22 protein-coding genes, 1 tRNA gene and 1 rRNA gene are annotated in these 25,530 nt (G+C 61.5%); 5 read left to right on the forward strand and 19 right to left on the reverse strand.

The features are described from left to right. Positions 1-228: 228 nt before the first annotated feature. Positions 229-1,753 (reverse strand): 16S ribosomal RNA (locus H9L06_RS03170). A 483-nt stretch (positions 1,754-2,236) separates the two neighbouring features. On the opposite strand from H9L06_RS03170, the gene tgt reads away from it, so the two are divergent. Next, complete coding sequence (gene tgt, locus H9L06_RS03175; protein WP_223165228.1) at positions 2,237-3,586, forward strand: tRNA guanosine(34) transglycosylase Tgt; 1,350 nt, start codon at positions 2,237-2,239, stop codon at positions 3,584-3,586. Here tgt and H9L06_RS03180 read toward each other — a convergent pair. The 14 genes from H9L06_RS03180 to guaB1 form a co-directional block, all read right to left on the reverse strand. Then, complete coding sequence (locus H9L06_RS03180; RefSeq protein ID WP_246454469.1) at positions 3,543-4,304, reverse strand: queuosine precursor transporter; 762 nt, start codon at positions 4,302-4,304, stop codon at positions 3,543-3,545. The two genes, tgt and H9L06_RS03180, sit on opposite strands and share 44 nt — an antisense overlap. Continuing rightward, on the reverse strand, positions 4,297-5,298 hold the full coding sequence (locus H9L06_RS03185; protein ID WP_246454470.1) for an NAD(P)/FAD-dependent oxidoreductase: 1,002 nt from the start codon (positions 5,296-5,298) through the stop codon (positions 4,297-4,299). Before H9L06_RS03185 ends, H9L06_RS03180 begins: the two co-directional genes overlap by 8 nt. Before the next feature lie 9 nt (positions 5,299-5,307). Then, on the reverse strand, positions 5,308-6,840 hold the full coding sequence (gene gltX, locus H9L06_RS03190; RefSeq protein ID WP_187555812.1) for a glutamate--tRNA ligase: 1,533 nt from the start codon (positions 6,838-6,840) through the stop codon (positions 5,308-5,310). 10 nt (positions 6,841-6,850) lie between these two features. After that, positions 6,851-8,128 carry an MFS transporter gene (locus tag H9L06_RS03195; protein ID WP_187555813.1) on the reverse strand — a complete coding sequence of 426 codons (1,278 nt, stop codon included), beginning with the start codon at positions 8,126-8,128 and terminating at the stop codon, positions 6,851-6,853. Beyond that, positions 8,125-8,697 carry a LysR substrate-binding domain-containing protein gene (locus H9L06_RS11720; protein ID WP_246454471.1) on the reverse strand — a complete coding sequence of 191 codons (573 nt, stop codon included), beginning with the start codon at positions 8,695-8,697 and terminating at the stop codon, positions 8,125-8,127. The genes H9L06_RS03195 and H9L06_RS11720 overlap by 4 nt, the downstream gene beginning before the upstream one ends. Then, entirely contained in the window at positions 8,697-9,092 is a 396-nt protein-coding gene (locus tag H9L06_RS11725; protein ID WP_246454472.1) for a LysR family transcriptional regulator, read from the reverse strand. The genes H9L06_RS11720 and H9L06_RS11725 overlap by 1 nt, the downstream gene beginning before the upstream one ends. Before the next feature lie 68 nt (positions 9,093-9,160). Beyond that, positions 9,161-10,474: a dual-specificity RNA methyltransferase RlmN gene (gene rlmN, locus H9L06_RS03205; RefSeq protein ID WP_187555814.1), complete on the reverse strand. Its 1,314-nt coding sequence runs from the start codon at positions 10,472-10,474 to the stop codon at positions 9,161-9,163. A gap of 81 nt (positions 10,475-10,555) precedes the next feature. Continuing rightward, the gene (locus H9L06_RS03210) at positions 10,556-11,344 is read right to left on the reverse strand and encodes a fumarylacetoacetate hydrolase family protein (RefSeq protein WP_187555815.1); all 789 of its coding nucleotides are present in this window, start codon (positions 11,342-11,344) and stop codon (positions 10,556-10,558) included. An 8-nt stretch (positions 11,345-11,352) separates the two neighbouring features. Beyond that, complete coding sequence (locus H9L06_RS03215) at positions 11,353-12,456, reverse strand: branched-chain amino acid aminotransferase (protein ID WP_187555816.1); 1,104 nt, start codon at positions 12,454-12,456, stop codon at positions 11,353-11,355. A 39-nt stretch (positions 12,457-12,495) separates the two neighbouring features. Continuing rightward, the gene (locus tag H9L06_RS03220) at positions 12,496-13,557 is read right to left on the reverse strand and encodes a 3-isopropylmalate dehydrogenase (protein ID WP_187555817.1); all 1,062 of its coding nucleotides are present in this window, start codon (positions 13,555-13,557) and stop codon (positions 12,496-12,498) included. 119 nt (positions 13,558-13,676) lie between these two features. Beyond that, a tRNA-Glu gene (locus H9L06_RS03225) sits at positions 13,677-13,749 on the reverse strand. Between the two features lie 151 nt (positions 13,750-13,900). Continuing rightward, entirely contained in the window at positions 13,901-15,094 is a 1,194-nt protein-coding gene (locus H9L06_RS03230; RefSeq protein WP_187555818.1) for an AI-2E family transporter, read from the reverse strand. Between the two features lie 26 nt (positions 15,095-15,120). Continuing rightward, positions 15,121-16,539, reverse strand: a complete 1,419-nt coding sequence (thrC, locus tag H9L06_RS03235) for a threonine synthase (RefSeq protein WP_187555819.1) — start codon at positions 16,537-16,539, stop codon at positions 15,121-15,123. 101 nt (positions 16,540-16,640) lie between these two features. After that, positions 16,641-18,152: a GMP reductase gene (gene guaB1 / locus H9L06_RS03240; protein WP_187555820.1), complete on the reverse strand. Its 1,512-nt coding sequence runs from the start codon at positions 18,150-18,152 to the stop codon at positions 16,641-16,643. Between the two features lie 75 nt (positions 18,153-18,227). Between guaB1 and mscL the strand changes: the two genes are divergently transcribed. Continuing rightward, the gene (mscL, locus tag H9L06_RS03245; RefSeq protein WP_187555821.1) at positions 18,228-18,614 is read left to right on the forward strand and encodes a large conductance mechanosensitive channel protein MscL; all 387 of its coding nucleotides are present in this window, start codon (positions 18,228-18,230) and stop codon (positions 18,612-18,614) included. A 17-nt stretch (positions 18,615-18,631) separates the two neighbouring features. Here mscL and hrpB read toward each other — a convergent pair whose 3' ends face one another. Then, on the reverse strand, positions 18,632-21,214 hold the full coding sequence (hrpB, locus tag H9L06_RS03250) for an ATP-dependent helicase HrpB (RefSeq protein WP_187555822.1): 2,583 nt from the start codon (positions 21,212-21,214) through the stop codon (positions 18,632-18,634). 16 nt (positions 21,215-21,230) lie between these two features. Continuing rightward, positions 21,231-22,631, reverse strand: a complete 1,401-nt coding sequence (locus tag H9L06_RS03255) for a dipeptidase (RefSeq protein WP_187555823.1) — start codon at positions 22,629-22,631, stop codon at positions 21,231-21,233. A gap of 89 nt (positions 22,632-22,720) precedes the next feature. Here H9L06_RS03255 and H9L06_RS03260 point away from each other — a divergent pair, with 89 nt between their 5' ends. Next, positions 22,721-23,041, forward strand: coding sequence for a DUF7882 family protein (locus H9L06_RS03260; protein ID WP_187555824.1), 321 nt, complete (start codon positions 22,721-22,723; stop codon positions 23,039-23,041). A gap of 9 nt (positions 23,042-23,050) precedes the next feature. Then, positions 23,051-23,365: a DUF7882 family protein gene (locus H9L06_RS03265; RefSeq protein ID WP_187555825.1), complete on the forward strand. Its 315-nt coding sequence runs from the start codon at positions 23,051-23,053 to the stop codon at positions 23,363-23,365. A gap of 12 nt (positions 23,366-23,377) precedes the next feature. On the opposite strand, the gene H9L06_RS03270 is transcribed toward H9L06_RS03265, so the two are convergent. After that, positions 23,378-24,256, reverse strand: a complete 879-nt coding sequence (locus H9L06_RS03270; RefSeq protein WP_187555826.1) for an SDR family oxidoreductase — start codon at positions 24,254-24,256, stop codon at positions 23,378-23,380. Between the two features lie 28 nt (positions 24,257-24,284). Further along, positions 24,285-24,542 (reverse strand): DUF7218 family protein, encoded by a 258-nt coding sequence (locus H9L06_RS03275; protein ID WP_187555827.1) that lies wholly within the window; start codon positions 24,540-24,542, stop codon positions 24,285-24,287. Between the two features lie 298 nt (positions 24,543-24,840). Here H9L06_RS03275 and H9L06_RS03280 point away from each other — a divergent pair, with 298 nt between their 5' ends. Next, a complete protein-coding gene (locus tag H9L06_RS03280) occupies positions 24,841-25,530 on the forward strand; it encodes a DUF6766 family protein (RefSeq protein WP_187555828.1) in 690 nt (229 codons plus the stop codon).

Below are 25,530 nucleotides of genomic sequence, written 5' to 3' on the forward strand. Positions count from 1 at the left end.
GGACAAGCAAATGGTCTGGGTCTCCAGGACCCAACAGTATGCACTCAAAAAAGCCATTCCCTCAAACGCGCAAACATTTCCAACCAGCCCCGAAGACCTGGCGTACTCACTCACACACCCAATTGAATGCTTATGTTGTCAAATGTTCCACCCATGAGCACCCAGCAGTGAACATTCGTCACTGATCTGAGTATTCTGCGCCACCAAACGGTGACGAGTGCTCCTTAGAAAGGAGGTGATCCAGCCGCACCTTCCGGTACGGCTACCTTGTTACGACTTAGTCCTAATCACCAGTCCCACCTTCGACAGCTCCCTCCACAAGGGTTAGGCCACCGGCTTCGGGTGTTACCGACTTTCATGACTTGACGGGCGGTGTGTACAAGGCCCGGGAACGTATTCACCGCAGCGTTGCTGATCTGCGATTACTAGCGACTCCGACTTCATGGGGTCGAGTTGCAGACCCCAATCCGAACTGAGACCGACTTTTTGGGATTCGCTCCACCTCGCGGTATCGCAGCCCATTGTATCGGCCATTGTAGCATGCGTGAAGCCCAAGACATAAGGGGCATGATGATTTGACGTCATCCCCACCTTCCTCCGTGTTGACCACGGCAGTATCCCATGAGTTCCCACCATAACGTGCTGGCAACATAGGACGAGGGTTGCGCTCGTTGCCGGACTTAACCGAACATCTCACGACACGAGCTGACGACAACCATGCACCACCTGTATACGAGTGTCCAAAGAGTTCTGTATCTCTACAGCGTTCTCGTATATGTCAAGCCTTGGTAAGGTTCTTCGCGTTGCATCGAATTAATCCGCATGCTCCGCCGCTTGTGCGGGCCCCCGTCAATTCCTTTGAGTTTTAGCCTTGCGGCCGTACTCCCCAGGCGGGGAACTTAATGCGTTAGCTACGACACAGAACCCGTGGAACAGGCCCTACATCTAGTTCCCAACGTTTACGGCATGGACTACCAGGGTATCTAATCCTGTTCGCTCCCCATGCTTTCGCTCCTCAGCGTCAGTAGCGGCCCAGAGATCTGCCTTCGCCATCGGTGTTCCTCCTGATATCTGCGCATTCCACCGCTACACCAGGAATTCCAATCTCCCCTACCGCACTCTAGCCTGCCCGTACCCACTGCAGGCCCGGGGTTGAGCCCCGGGATTTCACAGCAGACGCGACAAGCCGCCTACGAGCTCTTTACGCCCAATAATTCCGGACAACGCTTGCACCCTACGTATTACCGCGGCTGCTGGCACGTAGTTAGCCGGTGCTTTTTCTGCAGGTACCGTCACTTTCGCTTCTTCCCTACTAAAAGAGGTTTACAACCCGAAGGCCGTCATCCCTCACGCGGCGTTGCTGCATCAGGCTTGCGCCCATTGTGCAATATTCCCCACTGCTGCCTCCCGTAGGAGTCTGGGCCGTGTCTCAGTCCCAGTGTGGCCGGTCACCCTCTCAGGCCGGCTACCCGTCGTCGCCTTGGTGAGCCATTACCTCACCAACAAGCTGATAGGCCGTGAGTCCATCCCCAACCGATAAATCTTTCCACCCACACACCATGCGGTGATAGGTCATATCCAGTATTAGACACCGTTTCCAGCGCTTATCCCAGAGTCAGGGGCAGGTTACTCACGTGTTACTCACCCGTTCGCCACTCTTCCACCCCTGCAAGCAGGGGCTTCATCGTTCGACTTGCATGTGTTAAGCACGCCGCCAGCGTTCGTCCTGAGCCAGGATCAAACTCTCCGTAAAAAATTACATGCACCACAACCAGCGGAATAAGCATGATCGTGAATGCGAGTTCAACCTGACAAACAACAAACATCAATACTGACGTTCATATAATTTTGTCCAAAAGGAATCGCCATCAACACAACCCAAACGGGTTATGCGACGGGATAAAAAATTGGCATTTGACAATTTAAGTGCACACTATTGAGTTCTCAAGAACCAGACACCCCCCGTACCGACCCAACCGGGCCCTCCGAAAAGCAACCTGTCTACCGTATCACATGTAATGTGATCGATGCGCATGAAATCAACCGAACCGCCCTGCGGCCCGGCTTCGTTGCGCTGACAAAGGAATACATTACGCCGATCAACCCCGGAGCGCAAACACAGGCCGTTTTCCGGGCGTGTCGCCAAGTGGTGCCTCGTGGTGAGTAATTGAACACCACATACGCGGGCGAAGGCGCGCGCAACCTGCTCGCAGATTGGTGGTGCTTAGATAGTCGGGTGACCGCAGACAAATCTCCATCTCCTGCCGACTTCAGCTTCGATATCGAGCACCGCCTCGAAAGCGACGGTGCTCACGCAAGTGACGGTCGCCCGCTCGGGCGGGCGGGCGTGATCCACACCCCACACGGAGATATTCAGACGCCCGCCTTCATTCCCGTAGGAACGAAGGCGACGGTGAAGGCGATTCTTCCCGATACCGTGAAGCAGTTCGGCGGTCAAGCTGTGCTCGCGAATGCGTATCACCTGTTTCTGCAGCCAGGCAGCGACATCGTTGACGAAGCCGGTGGGTTCGGCAAGTTCATGAATTGGGACGGGCCGACGTTCACCGACTCCGGCGGGTTTCAGGTGATGTCACTCGGTGTCGGGTTCAAGAAAGTGATCTCGATGTCGGAGAGTGCTTACGCCGACGCGGAGGTAATCGCGAAGAACAAAGAGCGGCTCGCGCACGTCGACGAAGACGGGGTGACCTTCAAGTCGTTCTTGAACGGCGACATGCACCGGTTTACCCCTGAGGTTTCGATGCAGATTCAGCACCAACTCGGCGCAGACATCATGTTCGCTTTCGACGAGTGCACGACCCTGCTCAACACTCGCGCATATCAAGAAGATTCGGTCGCGCGCACCGAGCGCTGGGCGGTTCGCTGCCTCGATGAGCATGCGAAGTTGACAGCGGATCGGCAGCACCGCCCCTACCAAGCCCTCTTCGGGGTCGTGCAGGGAGCACAATACGAAGACTTGCGCCGCCAAGCGGCACGGGGCCTCGCGAATCTTCGCGGCAGCGAAGCCACTGAACAGGAATTCGATGGCTTTGGCCTCGGCGGAGCGCTCGAGAAGAGTGAGCTCGGCACGATCGTCGGATGGATGACCGAAGAGTTGCCCCAGTCAAAGCCTCGGCACCTTCTCGGAATCTCAGAGCCGGACGACCTGTTTGCCGCAATCGCCGCGGGAGCCGACACCTTCGACTGCGTCGCGCCATCACGTCAGGCCCGCGGCGGCACGATGTACTCGAGCTCTGGTCGCATCAACGCAAAGGCAGCGCCCCAGAGGCGTCGCTTCGAACCCCTCGATCCAGAGTGCGACTGCTACACGTGCGAAAACTACACGGCGGCATACCTGCATCACCTGTTCAAGGCGAAAGAGATGCTCGGGTCTACGCTTGCGACGATCCACAACGAACGGTTTATCGTTCGACTCGTCGACCGTATTCGCGAGTCAATTATCGACGGTACATTTGCCGAATTGCGCGAGGATGTTCTCAGCCGTCAGTACGGCCGAGAGTTCGCCAAGGCAGCGGCAGCAGCAGTTACGCCGCGCTTCGCTCCTCAGCTCGGCGCACCGCAGAAATAACCCGCGTCGTAATCGGCAAGAGCACGACCTCAGCGAGCACCTTCACCACGTAACCGAGCACGACATACATCACGAAGTCGATGCCGGTAATGATTCCTGCGAACGCGATCGTGCAAAACAGAAGCGTATCGACCAACTGACCAGCTACGGTCGAGCCGATCAAGCGCGAACGCAGGAAGCGACCCTTAGTCTGCTTGCGCATGCGATCAAGCACCCACGCGTTGAGGAGCTGCCCCGCAAGAAACGCGATTAGACTTGCCGCGACAATTCGAGGTACGAACCCGAGCACTGCAGCAAAGGCTTCTTGGTTTTCCCATCCGGCGGCGGGCGGCGAAACCTGAACGATGAAAATTGTGAGCGACGCAACCGCTGCCAGCGCGAACGCAACAAAAATCGCGCGTCTCGAGGCTTTCAAGCCATACACCTCTGCAATAACGTCGCCGAGGATGTACGCGAGCGGGAAGAGGAACACTCCCCCGTCGAACACGAGCGGCAGAGAGAACGACCCGAATGTGATCGCACCAAAGGCAATCGGCTTCACTGCGACAACATTGGAAATGAGCAGCACTCCGACGAATGCCGCTGAGATTACCGCATAGCGGGAACCCGCAGATGCCGACCTCGCACCGGGAGTAAGGTACTTGCGTTCGTCGCCGGCGCCCGACTCGGTACTTTCTGAAGTGTTGTCTTTCATTGCCGCAACGTTCTCGTTACTCATCAACTTGTCCTACCCCGAGGGCTCCCCGGATCATGTCCATATTCAGCCGCGCAGCAACCCGCGCGCCATTGCCCGCTGCGATGATGAGCTGCTGCGGGCCGGGCGGTACGATGTCGCCCGCCGCGTAGACCCCCCGAATTGAGGTTTCGCCGCGCTCATCCACGACGACGAGTCCCCAGCTGTCCCTAGTGATCTCTAAGTCTCCGAGAAACTCTACCGGAGCATGCCATCTTGGTCGAACGAATCCGCCAACACGCGGAATGATCTCTCCGTCGGCAAGCCGAACCCCGGTCATGTCGGCGCGCTCACCGACGATGTCGTCGATGATTCGGCGCTCAACACGAATCCCGATTGATGCGAGCTGCTGTTCCTGATCAGGCCGAACCGTTTCGGCCCCGTTGGTAAAGACAATGAGATCAGAACTAAATCGAGAGATGAGCAGCGCCCGCGCGAACAGGTCGTTCGTTTCGCCGATGAGCGCGAGCGGCTTGTCCGTCTTCTCAAATCCGTCACACTCTACGCACGAGTGCAGCGCGGTGCCGTAATACGCGCGGATCATGGGAAGAGCCGGCAGTTCCTCAGTAAGACCGGCCGCAAGCAGCACTCTGCGAGCTACGAGTTCGACATCAGCCGATCCACGAATGCCGGTCGCGCGAACGCGGAACCCAATACCGTCTGGAAAACCGACGGAGAGTGCCTCGTCGCGAGTAAGCGGAGCGACCTCTCGCACCATCGACTGAGCGAAGCGCGCCGTCGGATACTCCTCGAACTCTTCGCGCCCAAGTCGTCTCAGCTCGAGTGGAGAGGCACCGTCACGCGTCAGAAACCCGTGCGACTGCAGAGTGGCAGAGTGCCTCGGCCGGTTCGAATCGAGAATCGCGATGCGTCGGTTTGCACGCACGAGCTGCAGCCCCGCAGAAAGTCCGGCGGGGCCCCCACCAAGAATCGCGACACCATATGGCGCGTCGGGGTTGCTCGCTACAGTCTCGATCACGCTCAAACCTCATTCCATGTCGGTACCAGAAAGCTGATTCTTGAGTCGGTTCAGTCGCGCGAGAGTCTCATCGCGACCGAGCAGCTCGAACGACTCAAAGAGAGGCGGTGACACTCGGCGACCCGATGCTGCCACTCGCAGCGCGCCAAAGGCGACGCGAGGCTTCAAGCCAAGGCCCTCGATGAGCGCCGCCTGCAGCTCTTCCTGAATCTTCGACGTGATCCACTCGTCTTCACCGAGGCGTTCAAGTGCCGAGACGCTCGTTGCGAGCACCAATGGCGCATCATCTTTGAGCGACTTCATTGCGTCGTCTTCATACACGAGCGCGTCAGAGCTCGTAAACAAGAAACCGAGCATCGGCACAACCTCAGAAAGCACGGTGATGCGGCTCTGCACGAGGGGAACAGCGGCGCGCACGGTTTCGCGCTGCGCCTCAGTTGCCTCGATCGGAAGCGCCCCGCCAGCAACCAGGTACGGCATGATGCGCTGGTAGAAATCGTCTTCCGAGAGCAGCCGAATGTGGTCTGCGTTGATCGCGTCGGCCTTCTTCTGGTCAAAGCGCGCAGGGTTGGGGTTGACGTCTACGACGTCGAATGCCGCAACCATCTCGTCGCGGGAGAACACATCGCGATCCGCAGAAATTGACCACCCAAGCAGCGACAGATAGTTCAACAGGCCCTCAGGAATGAAGCCGCGCTCGCGATGGTGCAACAGATTCGACTCGGGGTCGCGCTTCGACAGCTTCTTGTTGCCCTCGCCCATGACGTAGGGAAGGTGGCCGAAGCGCGGAATCGCTGTCTCAATGCCGAGCTCTACGAGCGCGCGGTGAAGCGCCACCTGGCGGGGTGTCGACGACAACAGGTCTTCGCCGCGGAGCACATGGGTGATGCCCATAAGCGCATCGTCGACTGGGTTCGTGAGCGTGTACAGCGGAGCACCGTTCGGGCGCACCACGACAAAGTCGATCGTCGAACCGGCAGGGAAACTGATTGGCCCACGCACGAGGTCGTCGAAGCTCAGGTCGATGTCGGGAACGCGGAACCGAAGCGCGGGCTCGCGCCCCTCTGCGCGGAACGCCGCACGCTGTTCCTCAGTGAGGTCGCGGTCGAAGTTGTCGTAACCGAGCTGCTTCGCACGCCCATTGGCCTCGTTACGCGCGTCGATCTCTTCCGACGTCGAGTAGCTCTCGTAGAGGTAGCCGGCGGCCTTGAGCTTCTCAGCGATCTCACGATAAATCTCGCCGCGCTGCGACTGGCGGTACGGCTCGTGCGGCCCACCGACATCAATTCCTTCGTCCCAGTGGAGGCCGAGCCACCTCAGGGAGTCAAGAATCTGGCCGTAGCTCTCTTCACTGTCACGCGCCGCATCGGTATCTTCGATGCGGAAGACGAACGTGCCTCCCGTATGCCGGGCATACGCCCAGTTGAACAGTGCGGTGCGCACCATCCCAACGTGTGGCGTGCCCGTGGGCGACGGGCAGAAGCGTACGCGAACGTCGCTCCCCTCTGCGGTTGAAAACTGTGGATCAGCGCTAATAGACATCCCCACCAGTTTAGTGCTGCTTTGGCACGCGAAGCTTCGGATACAGTGAGGCGATCACTCCGACAACAAGAATGAAACCGCACACGAGCGCAAGAAATGCGTAATCACTCGCCGCATAGACCACCCCGGCAAGCACCCCGGCGGTCGCACCCGATGCGCTCATACACGCGTCGGATCGACCCTGCCACCTCGGTCGCTCCTGCACCTCAGTGAGGTCGGTGAGCAGTGCCGCACCCGCAACCGTCACTGCACCCCAGCCGACGCCAACGAGTGTGAGTGCAACCTGCACGAGAAGGAAGTCGGAATCTGCCGCGTAAGCGAGCACGATCGAGAGCGCGAAGATCACCCATCCGAGAAAAATGACGGGAAGGCGACCTACTTTCGTTGCGAGCACCCCGAAGACCGGCGAGAGCGCGTACATACCCGCGATATGCAGGCTCAGCGTCACGCCGACCACGGGCTCACCGTGTGGATCGTGGTGCATGATGTGCAGAGGTGCCATGGCCATGAGACCAACCATGAGCGCCTGGGCAACACCTATCATCACGATGACGGTAATCTTTGGGAGCCTCGCGAGATCAGGCACCGCAACTGGGGCGTCTCCGCGCTCGGTCGCCGCTGAGACCTCTCGGTCGCTGATGGCTCGCGCGGTGAGCAGCGGATCGGGGCGAAGCCCAACCCAGTTCACGACAGCTGCGAGTGCCTGTGCACCGAATGTGAACACGAACACCCCGGAGAGCGGTGGAATCCCGATCCACTCACCAACGACGGCACCCGGCGCCATGAGGTTTGGCCCCACGACCGCACCAATGGTGATCGCCCAGACGACGAGCGAGAGATCGCGTGCGCGGTTGCGCGGGAGGGCGAGGTCGGTCGCGGCGAATCGCGACATGAGCTGCACTGCGCTTGCTACACCCAGCGTCGCGATGCCGAGCACCACCACTGGCCAGAGCCCGAGCGAGGCACCCGCGACCGCGATCGCGGCACCCACCATCGCAACGAGACTCCCGAGCACGACCGCCATGCGCCGCCCGTATCGGGCAGCGACCCGCGCGAGCGGGATACCCGCGATCGCCGCTCCGCCATTGAGCGCCGCCGACGCGAATCCAGAAATTGCTTCGCTTCCACTCACCTCAGCAAGCAGCAGCGCTCCGACAGAAATGCCTGCTCCAATGCCAAGGCCGCCAAGAATCGTGGCGATCGAGAGCACGATGACGGTGCGCCTCTGTAGGCGACCGCCGAGCTCGAGCGGGTGGGGCGAGGTGTGTGCCCACACCTTGAGGCTCATGCTGGCGTGAGGCCCCACGCGCCGCCATCGACGCGTGAAAGCAATCGCTTGGCGAGCCGAACCTGCGGGCTCTCATTGACCGTCGCCATCGACAGTAAGCCGATGGTGCGGTGGCGGGGTGGATCGAGTTGCATGGAAAGCGCGTCGCTTGGTAGCGCTGGAGCAGCCGCGAGCGCTAGCCCCGGTACGAGCGCAACCGCGCCGCCTGCCGCAGCCATCGCGAGCATTGCGGGCACGTTGTCGGTCGACTGAATGATGTCTGGCTCGAATCCCGCGCTGTGCGCCGCTGAGAGCAGGTGTCCTCGACACTTCTCGCACCCTGCGATCCAGTGTTCCTCGGAGAACTCGCTGAGCTGCACTGGGGTGTCAGCGGATCGCGCACCGAAGATCTGATCTGCGCGGTCATTCGACACGACGAGGTGCACGTCCTCGCTCCACAGCGGAAGAAATGCGCTGCCTGCGGGCCGTTCGGCTGCGCCCTCGTAGTCAAAAATGAGAGCACAGTCGACCTCACCATCGCGCAGCATCTCTGTTGCGGCGGGTGGTTCTGCCTCGGTGTACTGCAGCACTACTTCGGGGCCTCGACGGTGAGCGCTCGCATAATTGCGGGCACAATCGTCGCCGATGCCGACGGAAACCCGACAAGCCGCAGCGTTCCAGCCCGCTCACCGCGGAGATCTTCAATCGCGGCGATCGCAGCGTCAATCTCACTCACAACCGTGCGCCCGTGTTCGGCAAGAATGTTGCCGGCGGTGGTGAGACGAATGCCTCGCCCCGACCGCTCGATCAGCGGAACCGCGAGCCGAGTTTCAACGCGCTTAATGCGTTGGCTCACGGCCGGCTGGCTGAGCCCGAGAGCAGCAGCCGTCGCAGTAAGCGACCCAGTAACCGCGAGCGTGTGCAGTATTCGCAACTCAGTCGAGTCGATCGAACCGAGTTGATCTGCTTTCGGGTTGGTAGTCACGCCAATCACTATAACTCACCCAAAAGCGTGAGAAAAGATTCATTCGATCCGCTTATGAAAGCGGTGAATTACTGCGCCGCAGCGAACGCCTCGGCCTCTGCCTTATCTTGCTCGGTAGCCACAAGCTGCCCGCACGCGCCGTCGATTTCCTTGCCGCGTGTGTCGCGCAGTGTCGTCGGAACGCCAGCGGCGTTGAGCCGATCCACAAATTCTCGCGTCACCTCGCGCGATGACGACGTCCAGATTGAGCCAGGGGTCGGATTCAGTGGGATGGGGTTCACGTGCACCCATCCGCGGCCGCGGGAGTTGAGTTTGTCAGCGAGCAAGTCGGCGCGCCAGGCGTGGTCGTTCATGTCTTTGATGAGCGCGTACTCGATCGACACGCGACGGCCGGTCTTCTCGTAGTAGTGATAGGCGGCGTCGAGTACTTCCTCAACCTTCCATCGGCTGTTGACAGGAATGAGATCGTCGCGCAGCGCATCGTCTGGCGCGTGCAGCGAGAGCGCAAAGGTGATGGGAATATCTTCGTCGGCGAGTTTGCGGATCGCGGGGGCAAGCCCCACCGTCGACACCGTAATGCCACGCGCGCTCATGCCCAGCCCCTCAGGAGACGGAGCAATCATGCGATGGACAGCGTTCATGACCCGCTTGTAGTTCGCGAGTGGCTCCCCCATGCCCATGAACACGATGTTGTTCACCCGCTCGGGTTCAGCGCCGTTACCGACCGTGCGTTTGCGGCCGAGACCGCCCTCGGCAATGACTCGGTTGGCCTGAACAATCTGGTCGAGAATCTCTGCGGTCGACATGTTGCGCGTGAGACCTGCCTGACCGGTCGCGCAGAACGGGCAGTTCATTCCGCAGCCGCACTGACTCGATACGCAGAGGGTGATGCGACCCGGGTAGCGCATGAGCACCGATTCGACGAGTGCACCGTCGAACAGGCGCCAAAGGAACTTAATCGTCGCACCGTCGTCGGTAACGAGACGCTTCACTTCGGTGAGCAGCGGCGGGAAGAAGGCCTCAGCCAGCTCCTCACGCCGATCTTTTGGCAGATCAGTCATCTCTTTGGGGCTAGTTGTGCGGTGCTCAAAGTAGTGCACAGAGAGTTGCTTCGCGCGAAACTTCGGCAGACCCATCTCGACGACCTTCGCTTCTCGCTCAGCGAGCGTCAAGTCAGCGAGGTGTGTGGCGGGCTGCTTCACGCGCGGTGACGCGAACTGCAGCGTTGGCCGACCGTCGGGAGTCGTAAGTTGCTTCCAACCTTCGGCCTTCGGCTTCACCTGCGGGCGCACGCGATCGGTCGCGGGCCGCGTCTTCATGAGTTTTGACTCGGAGGGCGGCGGGACGGCAGCGGGTCCGTGGTTGAGCTTATTGGGATCCATAACTGTCTATTGTCTCACCCCGAGCCAGAGGATTGCCCGACCGTCAGATTGTCCCCGAATCGGCAGCTCGACCTCTACCCGCTAGCGGACCGTGTTTCGGAGTATGCCGAGACCCTCGATCTCAACCTCGACGGTGTCGCCCGCTTCGAGGCGCCCAACGCCCGCGGGTGTGCCAGTGAGGATCACGTCTCCTGGCAGGAGCGTGAACGCCTGCGACGCGTGAGCGACGATCTTCGCGAGCGAGAAGATGAGTTGGGAGGTGCGGCCATCCTGCCGAATCTCACCATTCACCTTCGTTGTGATGCGCGCGTCAGACAGGTCCGGATCCGTCTCGATCACGGGCCCGAGCGGGCAGAACGTGTCAAACCCTTTACCCCGCGCCCACTGGCCATCGGCGATCTGAATGTCCCGCGCCGTCACGTCATTTGCGCACGTAAACCCAAACACGTATTCGAGAGCGCGATCCTCTGGAACGTCCTTCGCGATCGCCCCGATGATCAGAGCGAGTTCGCCCTCGTGCTCAACACGGTCAGAGATCGACGGGCGCACAATCGCGTCGCCAGGGCCAATCACCGAAGTATTGGGCTTGAGAAAGAGCAGCGGTTCTTTGGGCGCGTCTCCCCCGGTCTCGCCCTTCATCTCCTCAATATGGTCGGCATAGTTCTTACCGACACACACTACTTTCGAGCGCGGGATCACCGGCGCGAGCAGCCGCACATCTTGGAACTTGGTTCGACGGCCCGTCGTGTCAAAGCCCGTGAGAAACGGATCTCCTGAGAGTTCGACAAGCTCAATGCCCGACCCGTCTTCGGCTTCGTCAAGAATGCCGTAGGAGATCTCTCCTCCGACCTCATAACGCGCGATCTTCACCTGATCTCCTATGCAGCCGCGTGAGCGGGCACGATAACTTCGAGCCAGCCGTGACGATCTTCTCGAGTTCCGTACTGAATACCCGTGAGTTCTTCGCGAAGCGAGAGCGTGAGTTCGCCGGGCGCATTATCTCCAAAGTCGATTGTGAAGTCCGGTGACTTCAATTGACCAATCGGGGTGATGACAGCCGCAGTGCCACACGCGAACGCCTCGGTGATTGAGCCGTCGGCAACACCCTCGCGCCACTCAGATACGGTGACCGCACGTTCCTCAACGCTGTAGCCGCGATCTTGCGCAAGCTGAATGAGGCTCTTGCGGGTAATGCCAGGGAGAATATTGCCATTGAGCTCAGGGGTGACAAGTGTGTTGTCGCTACGCACGAGGAAAAGGTTCATGCCACCCAGTTCGTCGATCGTGTCGACGGTGTTCGAGTCAGTAAAGAGCACCTGCTGGCACCCGTTCTCGGCAGCCTGGTTCTGCGGCAGCAGCGAAGCGGCGTAGTTGCCACCGCACTTTGCAGCACCCGTGCCACCCTGGCCAGCGCGCGAGAGTCCCTGCGAGAGCCAGATCGACACCGGCTTCACGCCACCAGTGAAGTACGCACCAGAAGGGCTCGCGATTATCAAGAAGCGAGCGCGCTGAGCCGCACGCACCCCGAGGAAGCTCTCGTCGGCAATCATGAACGGACGAATGTAGAGCGTCTGATCGTCACCGGAGGGAACCCACTCGGCGTCGATCTCAACCAGCTTGCGCACAGATTCGACAAACAGCTCAACTGGCAGTTCAGGCAGCGCCATGCGCCTCGCTGAGTCGTTCAGCCTGCGCGCGTTCTCCTCAGCACGGAAGGTCACAATTGAGCCGTCTGCGCGGCGGTACGCCTTGAGCCCCTCGAAAATCTCTTGTCCGTAGTGGAGCACTGATGAGGCTGGGTTCATTGATATTGGGCCGAACGGCAGAATCTCGGCGTCGTGCCACCCCTCGTCCTGAGTCCAGACAATCGAGACCATGTGATCGGTGAAGTGGTCGCCAAAGCCCGGATTCGCGAGTACCGCTTCGCGATCTTCGGCGCTACGGCGTTCGGCCTCGGTGATGGTGAAGGTGAGGTCAGTCATGACATCCGCTCTCGTAAAAGATGAAGTGAAGTGTGTGGATCAGCCACGCGACGGAAGCGCCGCGACGATCGCATCGCCAATCTGGGTAGTTGACCGAGCCTCGGTGCCACGCGACGAAAGGTCTGTGCGGACTGCCGCTCGGAGGCGATCGCCCTCGGCCTGCAGGCCGAGGTGGTCGAGCATGAGACCCGCGGAAAGAATTGCCGCGGTGGGATCTGCCTTCTGCTGGCCCGCGATGTCGGGGGCAGAGCCGTGTACCGGTTCAAACATGCTCGGGAAGTTGCCGTCGGGATTGATGTTTCCCGACGCCGCTAACCCAATGCCGCCGCCGATTGCGCCGGCCAAATCTGTGAGGATATCTCCGAACAGGTTATCAGTAACCAAGACGTCAAATTGCGCAGGGTCTTGCACCATGTGGATCGTCGCCGCGTCAACGTGCATGTAATTCACGCTAACCTCGGGATACTTCGCCCCGATGTTTTCGACGATACGCTGCCAGGTCGCACCAGCGTGCACCAGCACATTGGTCTTGTGGACCCAGGTGAGCTTCTTGCGCGGCCTTGACTTCGCGGTTTCAAATGCGAATCGCACGATCCGCTCAACACCGAATGCGGTGTTCACCGAGACCTCGGTGGCAACCTCTGCTGGTGTGCCGCCGCGGAGCGTACCGCCGTTGCCGACATACGGCCCCTCGGTGCCCTCACGAACAACGACAAAGTCAACCTCGCCCGGGTTCTCGAGCGGTGAGGTTACACCGGGATAGAGCGTGCACGGGCGCACATTTGCGTAATGCTCGAAGTCGAAGCGCAGCTTCAACAAGAGACCGCGCTCGATATTTGCTTCGCGCAGACGCGGATCGCCGGGAACGCCGCCAACCGCGCCGAACAAGATAACGTCGTGTTCGGCAATTGCTGCCTGCTCTGCCTCGGGAAGCGTCTCGCCTGTCTCAAGAAAACGCTCGGCGCCGAGCTTGAACTCGGTGCGCTCAAACTGCACATCTGAACCCGCGATAACGGCGTCAAGGACTCGGTTCGCTTGTTCGGTAACCTCCGGCCCAATTCCATCTCCGGGAATTACAGCAAGCTTGATCGTGCGGGTCACTCAACACTCCTCTTCGCGCATAGTCAACGTACTTCAGCACGCGTGATACCAGCATAGTCCCGCCTTGGACCACGCAGATACGCCGAAAGCCCCACCCGAAGGTGAGGCTTTCGTTCCGGTGACCCCAGCGGGATTCGAACCCGCGTTACCGCCGTGAGAGGGCGGCGTACTAGGCCGCTATACGATGGGGCCGGACGCATTATCAAACATTTTCAGGGCCTAAGCCCGCGTTGACAACTCATATATATTGGCACACTCTGCCCGCGCGACACAAATCGAACCCCAAAACGCCGACATTCGCGCGAGTCGTGGACCTACGTCAGTAGGTAAACGGCAGTCAGACCTACGTCAGCAGTTCGTCAGGCTTCGGTCGGAACGGTCGGGCGGGAAGGTTCGGGCCGTCCCAGACCTTAATGATTCCCCAGCAGACCGCAGCAATCGGCACGGCAAGCACGGCACCCAATATGCCGCTCAGCACGGTGCCAATGGTCAGTGCGAGCAAGATGACCAGCGAGTGCAGCTTGAGCGCGCGCCCCATGAGCACGGGTTGCAAGAAGTTGCCCTCAAGCTGGTTCACCAGCACCACGACGCCAACCACAAGCACTGCGCTGAGCGGGCCGTTTGCTACAAGAGCGACGAGCGCCGCGATAATGCCAGCGAGCGTTGCACCGACGATTGGTATGAACGCGAGGATAAAGACGAGCACCGAGAGCGGGAGCGCGAGTGGCACCTTCAATATCGCGAGGCCGATGCCAATACCGATCGCGTCAACCGCGGCGACTGCCGCCGTGCCCCGCACGTATGCGCCAAGGGTCTCGACGGTCTTGCTGCCCACGCGCTTCACACGCGCAAGGCTGTGTCCATGGAACGGGCGTTGCATGAACTTCCAGATGCCCGGTCCGTCTTTCAAGAAGAAGAACAGCACCACGACCATGAGCACGAGTCCCGTAATGAAGTTGGCAGCAACTCCGACGCCAGCCAGCGCGCCCGAGCCAAATTGTGCACTCGTCAAGAAATCAATCACCATGTCGCCCCAGTGCGACAGCTGTTCCTCGTCGGGCGCAAATGGCAGCGTGTTGACCCAGGCGATCACCTGCGTAAAGCCGTCTTGGGCCTGCTGAGCGAGCTCATCCCACTGGTCGCGCACCGCCCAGACGATGAGCCACCCGATCCCCGTAAGCAGCACCACAATACCGAGTAGCACGAGCACCGTCGACAGCACTCTCGGCACTCCCCTGCGGTCCATCCACCCCATGACCGGGGCAAACGTGCTCGCGAAGATGAGCGCAAGCAGGATAGGGATGATGACAGTCGTGAGCTGGCGCATGCCGTACACGACGAGCGCGGTGAGTCCGAGCACAATGATGATCTGCAACGCGCGCGTGGCCACCATGCCGAATGTGTCTGTCCACGGCCGCGGCTTCGACTCAAGTTCTTCCTCGAGCTCGTCGAACTCGCTTGCGATCGCGCCCGTCACCGCGAGCTCAAGGCGATCCACCCTGCGTTCAATTCTTCGTGTGCGCAACCAGCCAAACATTGAACTCCTACCGTCGTTCGTCGTATCTACACGTTGTCGCGTATGTACGAGCGCAGTTCTTGTTCGTCGCCGCTCATCTCTGTGACGTGCTGCGGCAAGTCGAGAAGCCCGGCGAGCCGCTCTGGCATGCCTATGCGCTCCCCTGTCGCTTCGAACACGATCTCGGGAAACTTCGCCGGCTTTGCGGTCTCGAGCACGATCATGGGCACCCCGGGCTCAACGTGCTCGCGCGCGACCTTCACGCCGTCGGCAGTATGTGGATCGATAATCACACCGGTCGCCGCGTGCACGCTGCGAATCGTTTCCACGCGGTCTTGGTGCGTGCTCGTACCGCTCTGGAACCCGAACTCGGACTTGAACCGAGGCAACTCTGCCGAGAGGTCGATCTTGCCGTTCTCGTCAAGTTCACGCCACGCGGCCGCGAGGCGCTCGGGATCTCTGCCAAGCAGGTCGAACACGAAGCGCTCAAGGTTCGAGGCCTTCGAGATGTCCATTGACGGGCTTGAGGTCGCGTGCGTATCGGCTGCGCCGCGCGGCGCATAGATGCCGGTGCGGAAGAACTCGTCGAGTACGTTGTTCTCGTTTGCGGCGAGCACGAGACGGCGGATCGGCAGCCCCATCTCACGCGCGAGATGGCCCGAGAGGATATTGCCAAAGTTGCCAGAGGGCACGGTGACAGAAATTTTGAATGTTTCGAGCGCCTCGGCGTCGAGGCCGTCGCTCGCGCGAAGCCACGCCCAGAAGTAGTAGACGAGCTGGGCTGAGATGCGGCCGAGGTTGATCGAGTTCACCGTGCCGAGGCTGTGCTCACGCTTGAATTCGAGATCGCCAGACAGCGCCTTGACGAGGTTCTGACAGTCATCAAAGACCCCAGCAACAGCGATGTTGTGAATGTTCTCGTCGGTGAGCGAGTACATCTGGGCCCGCTGGAAATCACTCATGCGACCCTGCGGCGAGAGCATGAACACGTTGATGCCGTACTTGCCGCGAAGCGCGTACTCGGCAGCGGAGCCGGTGTCACCCGACGTCGCACCGATGATATTGAGCGTGCGACCGGTCTTTGCGAGTACGTACTCGAGCGACTGCCCGAGAAACTGCATCGCAATGTCTTTGAACGCGAGTGTTGGCCCTTCTGACAGGCCGAGCAGCGAAATACCATCGCTGAGCTCGGTGAGCGGGATCACGCCCTCACTGAAATTCTCTGACGAGTAGGCGCGCTCGCACATCGTCGCGAGGTCTTTGCCCGGAATGTCGGTAGCAAAATACGAGAGAATCTCGGTCGCGAGAGCGGGGTAATCGAGACCGCGCCACGATTCGATGCGATCTCGTGAGATCTGAGGAATTGTCTCGGGCACCACCAGACCGCCATCGGTCGCAAGCCCTTCAAGAAGGATCGCACTGTACGGTGCGGGCTCCATGCCGCCTCGGGTCGAGATGAATTCCACCAAAACTCCTATCGATTGCTGCTCACAAGTCTAGACGTGCACTGTTCGCCGCCTCGGCATTCCCGGGCAACTCGCCTGGTAATTGCCAGGAAACGAAGGTCTCACCAAGAAACCGGAAGTGCCTTACCCTCTTCGTACCCGGCTGCGGACTGCAGGCCGACGCGAGCGTTCACATGGAACTCGGGGAGAGTTGCAGAGCCAGCGTAGGTGAACGACGAGCGGACGCCAGAGGTGATCATGTCGATGAGATCTTCGACGCTCGGCCGCTGTGGATCGAGATAGATCTTTGACGACGAGATACCCTCGGCAAAGAGTTCCTTGCGCGCCCGCTCGTACGCGTCGAGCTGGGCGAAGCGCCCCTGCACGGCCTTCGTCGAGGCCATGCCCCACGACTCTTTGTACTGCTTGTCGGAACTGTCGGTGAGCAGCTCCCCTGGCGACTCGGCAGTGCCCGCGAACCACGAGCCAATCATCACCGACCCCGCACCCGCGGCGATCGCAAGGGCCACGTCGCGCGGGTAGCGTACGCCGCCGTCGGCCCACACGTGTGCGCCGAGCTCGCGTGCGGCCTGTGCCGTCTCGTGCACTGCTGAGAACTGTGGGCGCCCCACTGCCGTCATCATGCGGGTCGTACACATTGCGCCCGGCCCGACGCCAACCTTGAGAATCGAGGCGCCCGCATCTACGAGATCGTGTACTCCGTCGGCCGTCACGATGTTGCCTGCGACGATCGGCAGGCCGAGCGAAAGCTTCGAGATCTCGCGGAGCGCGCGGAGCATTCCCTCTTGGTGCCCGTGTGCAGTGTCGACGACGAGCACGTCTGCTCCCGCTGCAGCGAGGGCACGCGCTTTGGCAGCGGCATCGCCATTAATGCCCACGGCGACGGCCACTGCGAGTCGTCCGGAGGCGTCGAGCGCCGGGCGGTACAACGAGGTACGCAGCGCTGAGCGCTTTGAGAGCGTTCCTCGCACCACGCCTTCAGACACGACCACGACGGCCTCGCTGTGCCCAGCTCCGTGATGAGCGTCTGCGGCTTCTTGCTCGAGCAGGCCGTGCACAGCGTCGAACACTGCGCGTGGATCACCTGCCTGGGAACCCAGAGAAGCAAGGTCGAGCGCGGGCACCTTGGCTCCAACGAGGTCGCCGAGCTTCGCGTCTTGTGGCACGCTTGCGAGCCTGGTTGCGGCGAGCACGCCGAGTACCCGGTCTTGGGTGAGCTGTGCGTCGCGATCCACACGTGCGACAACCACGCTCTGCCCCTCAGCGACCGGCACCAGGCGCAGCGCGTCAGCGGCCGTCTGCTCGGGTGACAGCACGATCGGCGAATCGAACGCGACCGGCTGAGCCTTGACCCACTGAATCGCTGAGATGAGCTCGTCGGTGCTCATGTCTTGCGGCAGCACGCCGAGCCCGCCTCGGCGTGCGAGCACGGCGGCGAGACGAGGCCCGGTCACAGAGTTCATGTTTGATGCGACGAGCGGAATCGTCGCGGGCGTACCGTCGTGCGGAGCGAGATCTACTGCGAGGCGGCTCTGCACCGCCGATCGCCTCGGAACGAGGAATACGTCAGAGTATGTGAGATCGAGTGTGGGCTGGGCACCAATAAACTCCATATTGACGAGGCTACCGTGTGCGCGTCACAGTAGGCTTTGACAGTTCATGAACACTTTACTTCAGTAGGGGAATACATGTTTAAGGGTTTCAAAGACTTTTTGCTGCGTGGAAACGTTGTCGATCTCGCGGTTGCCGTGGTTATTGGCGCAGCGTTCAATGAGATCGTCGGGAAGGTCGTCGATTCACTGATCACCCCGATCGTCGGCATGTTCTTCGCGGCCGATTCGCTCGACACCGCGCTGCTCATCGGCTTGCCGGGTGGCGGCACGATCGCGCTCGGTGCGGTCATTGGTGCGATCATCAACTTCGTCATCGTTGCGGCGGTCGTCTACTTCGCGTTCGTGCTGCCAATGAACAAGCTTCGCAAGCCGACCGAAGAAGAACCAGCGGTGCTCACCGAGCAAGAGCTGCTCACCGAAATTCGCGACCTGCTTGCGTCGCAGCAGAACGCTCAGCGGTAAGTTGCTGCTCCCTGCGCTTATTGTTGCCGTAGCCGCCGGTTGGTGAGCGCAGTGGCTTGCGCGCTCCACGGATCTTCGGGCCACGGGTGCTTCGGGTAGCGTCCGCGCATTTCCTTGCGCACCTGTGCGTACGGGCCGTTCCAGAACGACGCGAGGTCTGAGGTCACCGCGAGCGGGCCGCGGCCCGGCGAGAGCAGGTGAAATTGGATCGGCACCCTGCCATCCACGAGCCTCGGCGATTCGGCGAGCCCGAAGAGCTCCTGAAGCTTAGCCGCGACGACGGGGCCCGTGTGTTCCGCGGTGTCTGTCTCGTAGTTAATGCGCGCGGATCCACCCGACGGTAGCCGGAGCCGCTCGGGAGCGAGCTCGTCGAGCCTGGCCGCTTCTGGCCACGGCAGCAGCCGCCGCAGGGCACTCGTCACGTCGATGCCGTGAAGAGAAGCGTCGGCCCGAAGGGTGCGCAGGTCGGGGCCGAGCCAGTCCTCGAGCGAATCGAGCAGCGCTGAGTCGCTAACGTCGGGCCATGGCTCGCCGACTTCGCGGTGGATCAGCGCGAGCCGCCCCCGCAGCGACAGTGCCGAGTCTGACCACCTGAGGGCCGCGAGAGCTTCCTCGCGCAGGTGCGCTGCGATCGCGGGGCCGGTGTCTGTATCGCGCGGAGTGACGGGGGTATCTGAGAGCGGGATCGCTCCAAGGCTCCGTCGTTCGCGTACTCGCACACGGCCGCTCTCGATCCGCGCATCGCGGGTGTGAGCGACGAGCGACCCAGCAATGTGGATCGCCTGCTCTTCACCAAGCGGTGCGGCGAGCCTGATCACCGCACCCGTACCGTCTGCAGAACGGCCCTCGGCGCGTTGCACCTCGTATACAGCGATCCACTCACTGCCCTGTAAGGAACTGCCTTCTGGGATCGCGGCCCGCGTGCCGCTCGCGAACAGGTACGCGCGACCCGAGGAGTTGACGCGTCGCGCGATCCACTCGGGCCTCGCGAGCGCAACGACGGTGCCTACTGCGTCGGTGGTGGCAGTGGTAAGTGTGGTGGATCCGGTTCTTTCATCACCCTCAACCGCTTCTCGGGCGAGCCGTTCAAGACGCCGTGCCTCGTGCTGCCACCGCTTGGCACCCGGCGCTCGCCCAGTGCGCAATTGCCTGAGCAGTCCGACGAGGTCTGCATCTGACGCCCGGTGGTCGTCGGAACACGCCGCAACAACCTCGGCCGAGAGCTGCGCATCACCGAGTTCGGTTGCGCCTGAGAGCAGCGCGCGGGCGTCTCTCACTCCGGTCGGCAGGCGAGATACCTTCGTTCCCTGGGGCGTGATGCGGCCGCTGCCATCGACCAGGTCGAGCGACTTCAGCACACCTTCTGCGCGATCCATCGCGCCTGTAGGAGGCATGGTGAGCAGCGAGAGACCGCGCCCGCCTGGCGCGCCCCAGGCGGCGAGCACGAGTGCAGCGTCGAGCAGATCGGCCGACAGAATCTCAGGGGGCGCCTCAGCGGGCATGCGGGCAAAGTCAGCTTCGCTGTAAGCGCGAACGGTTCGCCCGGGCCCCTGCCTGGCCGCACGGCCGGCGCGCTGTTCGGCACTCGACCGCGACGCGCTCACCGTGACCAGACCGGTCATGTCGCGAGCAGCGTCGCGCCGCACCTCCCGCGACAGGCCGGAGTCGATCACGAGCCGAACTCCGGGCACGGTGAGCGCGCTCTCGGCGAGTGAGGTGCTCACGACAATGCGGTGAGGTTGATCCTTTAATCTGCCACGCACAGCGCGATCTTGCTCTTTCGATGAGATGCGCCCGTGGAGCGGGAGCACATCGACCGATCCACCACGCGCCCTGAGCAGTCGTACGACCTCGTCAACCTCGCGTGCGCCTGGTACGAACACGAGTGCGTCACTTTCGTTGTCGCTGTGAGCCTGAGCCTGGGCCTGAGCCTGAGCCGCGAGGGTGACGTCTGCAAGGTGCGAGAGGTACTCCCGGGTTACGCCGCGCTGGTCGAGGCGCGCCCCAGCAAAGGGCTCGTAGTCGATCTGCAACGGGTGGAGCACCGACGGAACGTATACGATCTCGCTGCCACCCAGCAGCTCGGCGACGGCCTGAGCGTTGAGTGTCGCCGACATTGCGGTGAGGGTGAGGTCGTCGCGCAGCGTGCGCAGTTCTGCGAGCATGCCGAGCAGCAGGTCGTTGTCTACGGATCGCTCGTGCACCTCGTCGAGCACGACCGCTGCGATGCCCTCGAGTCCCGGATCAGAGAGGAGCCTGCGTATGAGCACACCGGGCGTCACGACCTCGATGCGGGTACGTGCGCTGACCCGCCGCTCGCCACGGAAAGTGAACCCGACGCGTTCGCCGAGCTCACTGCCGTCGAGCTGGGCGAGGCGCGACGCTGCTGCGCGAACCGCGACGCGTCGGGGCTGGGTAAGAATGATCCGCTGCCCCACAACGTTTGCGACGAGTGGCGGAACGAACGTCGTCTTACCGGTGCCGGGCGGCGCGGTCACCACCATCGCACCCGTACGCGCCGCGCGTTCGAGTTGGGCTTGCGACCTCGCGACCGGGAGGCCCGCGCCTATCTTCGACAGATCGAAGGTGTGCTGATCCACTGCGAATGCGCCCGCGCTATTCGCTCGCGTTCATGCGGGCGAGGAAGATCGCTTCAGCGGCAAGCGCCTTCTTGTAAGACCCGAGGTGCAGGGACTCGTTGGGGCTGTGGGCGCGCGAGTCTGGATCCTCGACACCCGTGACGAGAATCTCGGCCTTCGGAAACTCCTGCACGAGTTCGGCGATGAACGGAATCGATCCACCGATGCCCATGTCGACCGGGGCTTTCTCGAAGCCGGCAGCCATCGCCTCACGCATGTGCGCGACCGCAGGGCCCGTGGTATCGACGAGGAACGGCTGCCCCAGGCCCACGTCGTCGATGGTGAGCCGCGCGCCAAACGGTGCGTGCGCGTGGAGGTGCGCCGAGAGCGCCTCGAAGAACTCGTTCGGGTCTTGGCCCGGTGCCACGCGCGCGGAAATGCGCACGGTGACGCTCGGGGTGAGTGTGTTCGACGCGTTCGCGATGCTCGGCGCGTCGATGCCGGTGACGGTGATTGCGGGTTGCGCCCAGATGCGCGAGAGGATCGCCCCGCGCCCAATCGTCGACACTCCGTCGAGAAGACCCGACTCTTCCCTGAGACGCTCTTCGCTGTACTCGGGTGTTTCGATGTCGGCGCTCGTGAGCCCTTCGACGGCGACCGAGCCATCTTCGTTCCAGAGCGTGTCGAGGAGCTTGATGGTCGCAAGCATGGCATCGGGCAGCGCGCCACCGAACATGCCCGAGTGCGTGGCGTGTGCCATGGTGTCGACCCGAAGGTTGAACGCGCAGGCGCCGCGGAGCGCGACGGTGAGCGCAGGTGTGTCGACGTCCCAGTTACCCGAGTCGGCAACGATGATGGCGTCGGCCGCGAGCAACTCTTTGTTCTCACGAAGGAAGTTACCGAATGACTGCGACGCCCACTCCTCCTCGCCCTCGATGAACACGGCGAGCCCGAGGTCGAAGTCTGAACCCGCGACTGCGGCGAGCGCGCGCACTGCAGTCACGTGCGCCATGACGCCGGCTTTGTCGTCGGCTGCGCCTCGCGCAAAGAGTCGGTCGCCTACCCGGGTGGGTTCGAACGGCGGCGTGTCCCACTCATCGTCGTTGCCCGGGGGTTGCGCGTCGTGGTGCGCGTAGAGCAGTACGGTTGGTGCGCCGTTTTTCGGTGCGCGTCGCGCGATGACGGCGGGGTGACCAAGCTCCGGATCCGCCATGTCTTCTTGCCCGTCGATGGGCGCGCGACGCACCTCAACCAGGTCGAAGACCCCGGTGGATCGCATGAGCTCAGCAACCCGCTCGGCGCTCGTGTGCAGGTGCGCTGGATCGAATGCGGGCCACGAGACAGATGGGATGCGCACAAGCTCGCAAAGCTCGTTGATGGTGCTCTCAAACTGTGTGTCGATGTGCTGTCGAATCGCGGTCTCGCGTGCGTCGCTCATGTAGTTATATGCCCTCGTAGTTCTCAGGTATCAGAAGAGTCTGACCATAAGTCCTTTTCAATTTCGGCGCAACCTGCCAACATAACGATATGGGCTTTCTTATGTATGGCGGAACTCAAGAATACGAGTTCGAAGACCGCACTCTCGCTCACCTGAAGGTTGCGATCACGATCAAGCTGCGTCGCCAGGAGAGCTTTCTCATGAGCTGGACGAATCCGGCGGAGAAAGGCGGTGGCCGCGTTTCGATCTGGCTCACCCCAAATGTTCCGCTCACGTTCCGTTTTAACGGAAGCCGGCCACCACAACTCGATAAGACGTGGCTCGCAGTATTGAATGAGCTCTCAAACACACCAAGGGGTCTCGTCGTCATTACCGAAGACGAGGCTCGACGGCACGCTGCAGAGAATTAGGAGATCATCATGGGCCACCTGCACTACGGCGGTCTCGAGTCATTCGAGTTTGACGATTACACGCTCTCTCACCTGAGAACGGTGATCCTCGGGAAGATGGGGCTGCAGGAGAGTCTTGTGTTTACGTGGACGGATGGCTCACAGCAGCACAGTATTTGGGTTCATCCGGCGGTTCCGATCCACTTCGAGTTTGATGATGTGGAAGTTCCTGACATCGATCCCGAGTGGCTCGAGCACCTGCTTTCGCTCGCGAATTCGCCAGCGGGCCTGCGCGTGGGCAAGCGCCAGGAGGATTCGGCTGCCAAGCAGCCCGCAACGGAGTGACCCCGGCGGAACTCAGAGGTGCTTGCCGCCCGTAACTGGCACCACCGCACCCGACACGTACGACGCGTCCTCCGAGGCGAGGTACACGTACGCTCCAGCGAGCTCGGCGGGCTGCCCTGGTCGACCAAGCGGGGTGTCTTCGCCGAAATGCTGCTGCTTCTCGTCCCACCCGGTACCCGGAATTAGCGGCGTCCAGATCGGGCCCGGCGCGACCGCGTTGACCCGCACACCGCGCTTGCCCTGCTCTTCGGCGAGCGCCCGCGTGAACCCCATGAGCGCCGACTTTGTCATGGCGTAGTCGAGTAGGTCGGGGCTCGGATCGAACGACTGGATCGATGCGGTCACGATGACAGACGAGCCCGGTTCGAGGTTCGGGGCAGCCTCGCGCATCATGAGCAGTGGTGCGACAAGGTTCGTCTCGAACACCTCGAGTATCGACTCGCGTGAGATCGCTGCGTTCTTGTCGCGCTTGTGCTGAATGCCCGCGTTGAGCACAAGAATGTCTAGGCCTCCGAGATCCGCCACGGTCTGCTCGATCACCCGAACACACTGAGCTTCTTCGCGCAGGTCGCCCGGGAGCAGTACGCACTGCCGACCCGCTTCTTCGACGAGCCTCCGAACGTCCTTCGCGTCTTCCTGCTCCTCTGGCAGGTACGAAATCGCAACATTGGCGCCCTCTCGCGCATATGCAATTGCGACGGCGCGCCCGATACCGGAGTCTCCACCGGTGATGAGCGCACGGAGGCCCTCAAGGCGCCCTGACCCCTTGTACGTATCTTCGCCGTGGTCGGGTTCTGGCGTCATCTCGTCGGTTTGCCCCGGCTGGGATTGGTGCTGCTCGGGCAGGGGTGGCTTCGGGTACTTCGAACGTGGATCCTGGTTCGGGGTCATGGCGTTTCCTCCTCGCGGCTTGGCGGAGCTAGTGGTTGCGAAGCTTCTCGATGAGCTCGACTTTCTTCAGGTCTGAGTACCCGGTAATGTCGAGCTCTTTTGCGCGCTCGCGGAGTTCTTCTACGGTGCGATCCTCGTAGTCCTCGGCCTCGCCGCCGCGCTCGCCGATCTTCGAGCGGCCCTCTTTCGCGGCCGCGTTCGCAATTCTGGCGGCCTTCTCTTTCGAGGCGCCGTCCTCACGGAGGCTCTCGTACAGTTCTTCGTCATTGATGCGTGGGTTTGGCATGATTGTGCGTCCTCTCGGCTAGACAGCTCAGCTAATGCTCACAACGCTAAGCCGCGAGAACCCGACAGACGAGGCCCTCGACGCGAGCGTGCATCGCGGGTATGCTGCCGGGATCTAGCCGTTCGCACTTGCCTTACACACAGGCCTTACACATGCGCCGCACCAGGTGCAAGCCTCTGCCGACTAATGCAGGCGCGGCCTAGCTTCGAACCATGAAACTCATGTTTAGCCTCTGGGCTGGAATCGTTCTCGTCGGCTTAATTGCGATGTTCGCGATTGTGCTGCTCGGGAGGTGACCATGCGCACGCAACAGTCTGGCCGCGTGAAAGACCACGCGCTTTCGCTCGTATTTGCCGCCGCATTTATTCTCACGCTCATCGGTCAGTCAATCGCTGGTCTGTTCGATCACAACGAGGATCAGCTCACGCACGGTGGGCCGGTGTCTTCATGGTGGGAGTTCGTCACGTCGTCAGAGTTCGTGGTCGATGTGGCGGAGAACTGGCAGTCGGAGTACCTGCAGTTCTTTCTGTTCATTCTCGCGACGGTGTGGCTCGTGCAGCGCGGGTCACCCGAGTCGAAGAAGACCGGCGACGAGGGAGTCGGGAGCGACGAAGATCAGCTCATCGGAGAGCACGCGCGAGACGACTCGCCAGCCTGGGCGAAGGTTCGCGGGTTTCGCCTGTGGCTCTTCAGCAACTCACTGCTCATCATGATGGGCACGATCTTTGTGCTGTCGTGGTTCGTGCAGGGCCTCGCGGGCACGACCGTGACGAACTCGGAGAACGCGCTGCACGGCGAACCGCCGATCTCGTTTGGTGAGTACCTGCTGTCGGCCGATTTCTGGAACCGCACGCTGCAGAACTGGCAATCCGAGCTGCTCGCGGTCGGTTCGATGGTGGCGTACTCGATCTTCCTTAGGCAGCGTGGATCGGCGGAGTCAAAACCCGTTGGTGTGCCGCACCGGCTGTCAGCGATCGAGTCGGACTAG

Origin of the sequence: Leucobacter denitrificans, from assembly GCF_014396385.1 — a bacterium.
Classification (GTDB): domain Bacteria; phylum Actinomycetota; class Actinomycetes; order Actinomycetales; family Microbacteriaceae; genus Leucobacter; species Leucobacter denitrificans.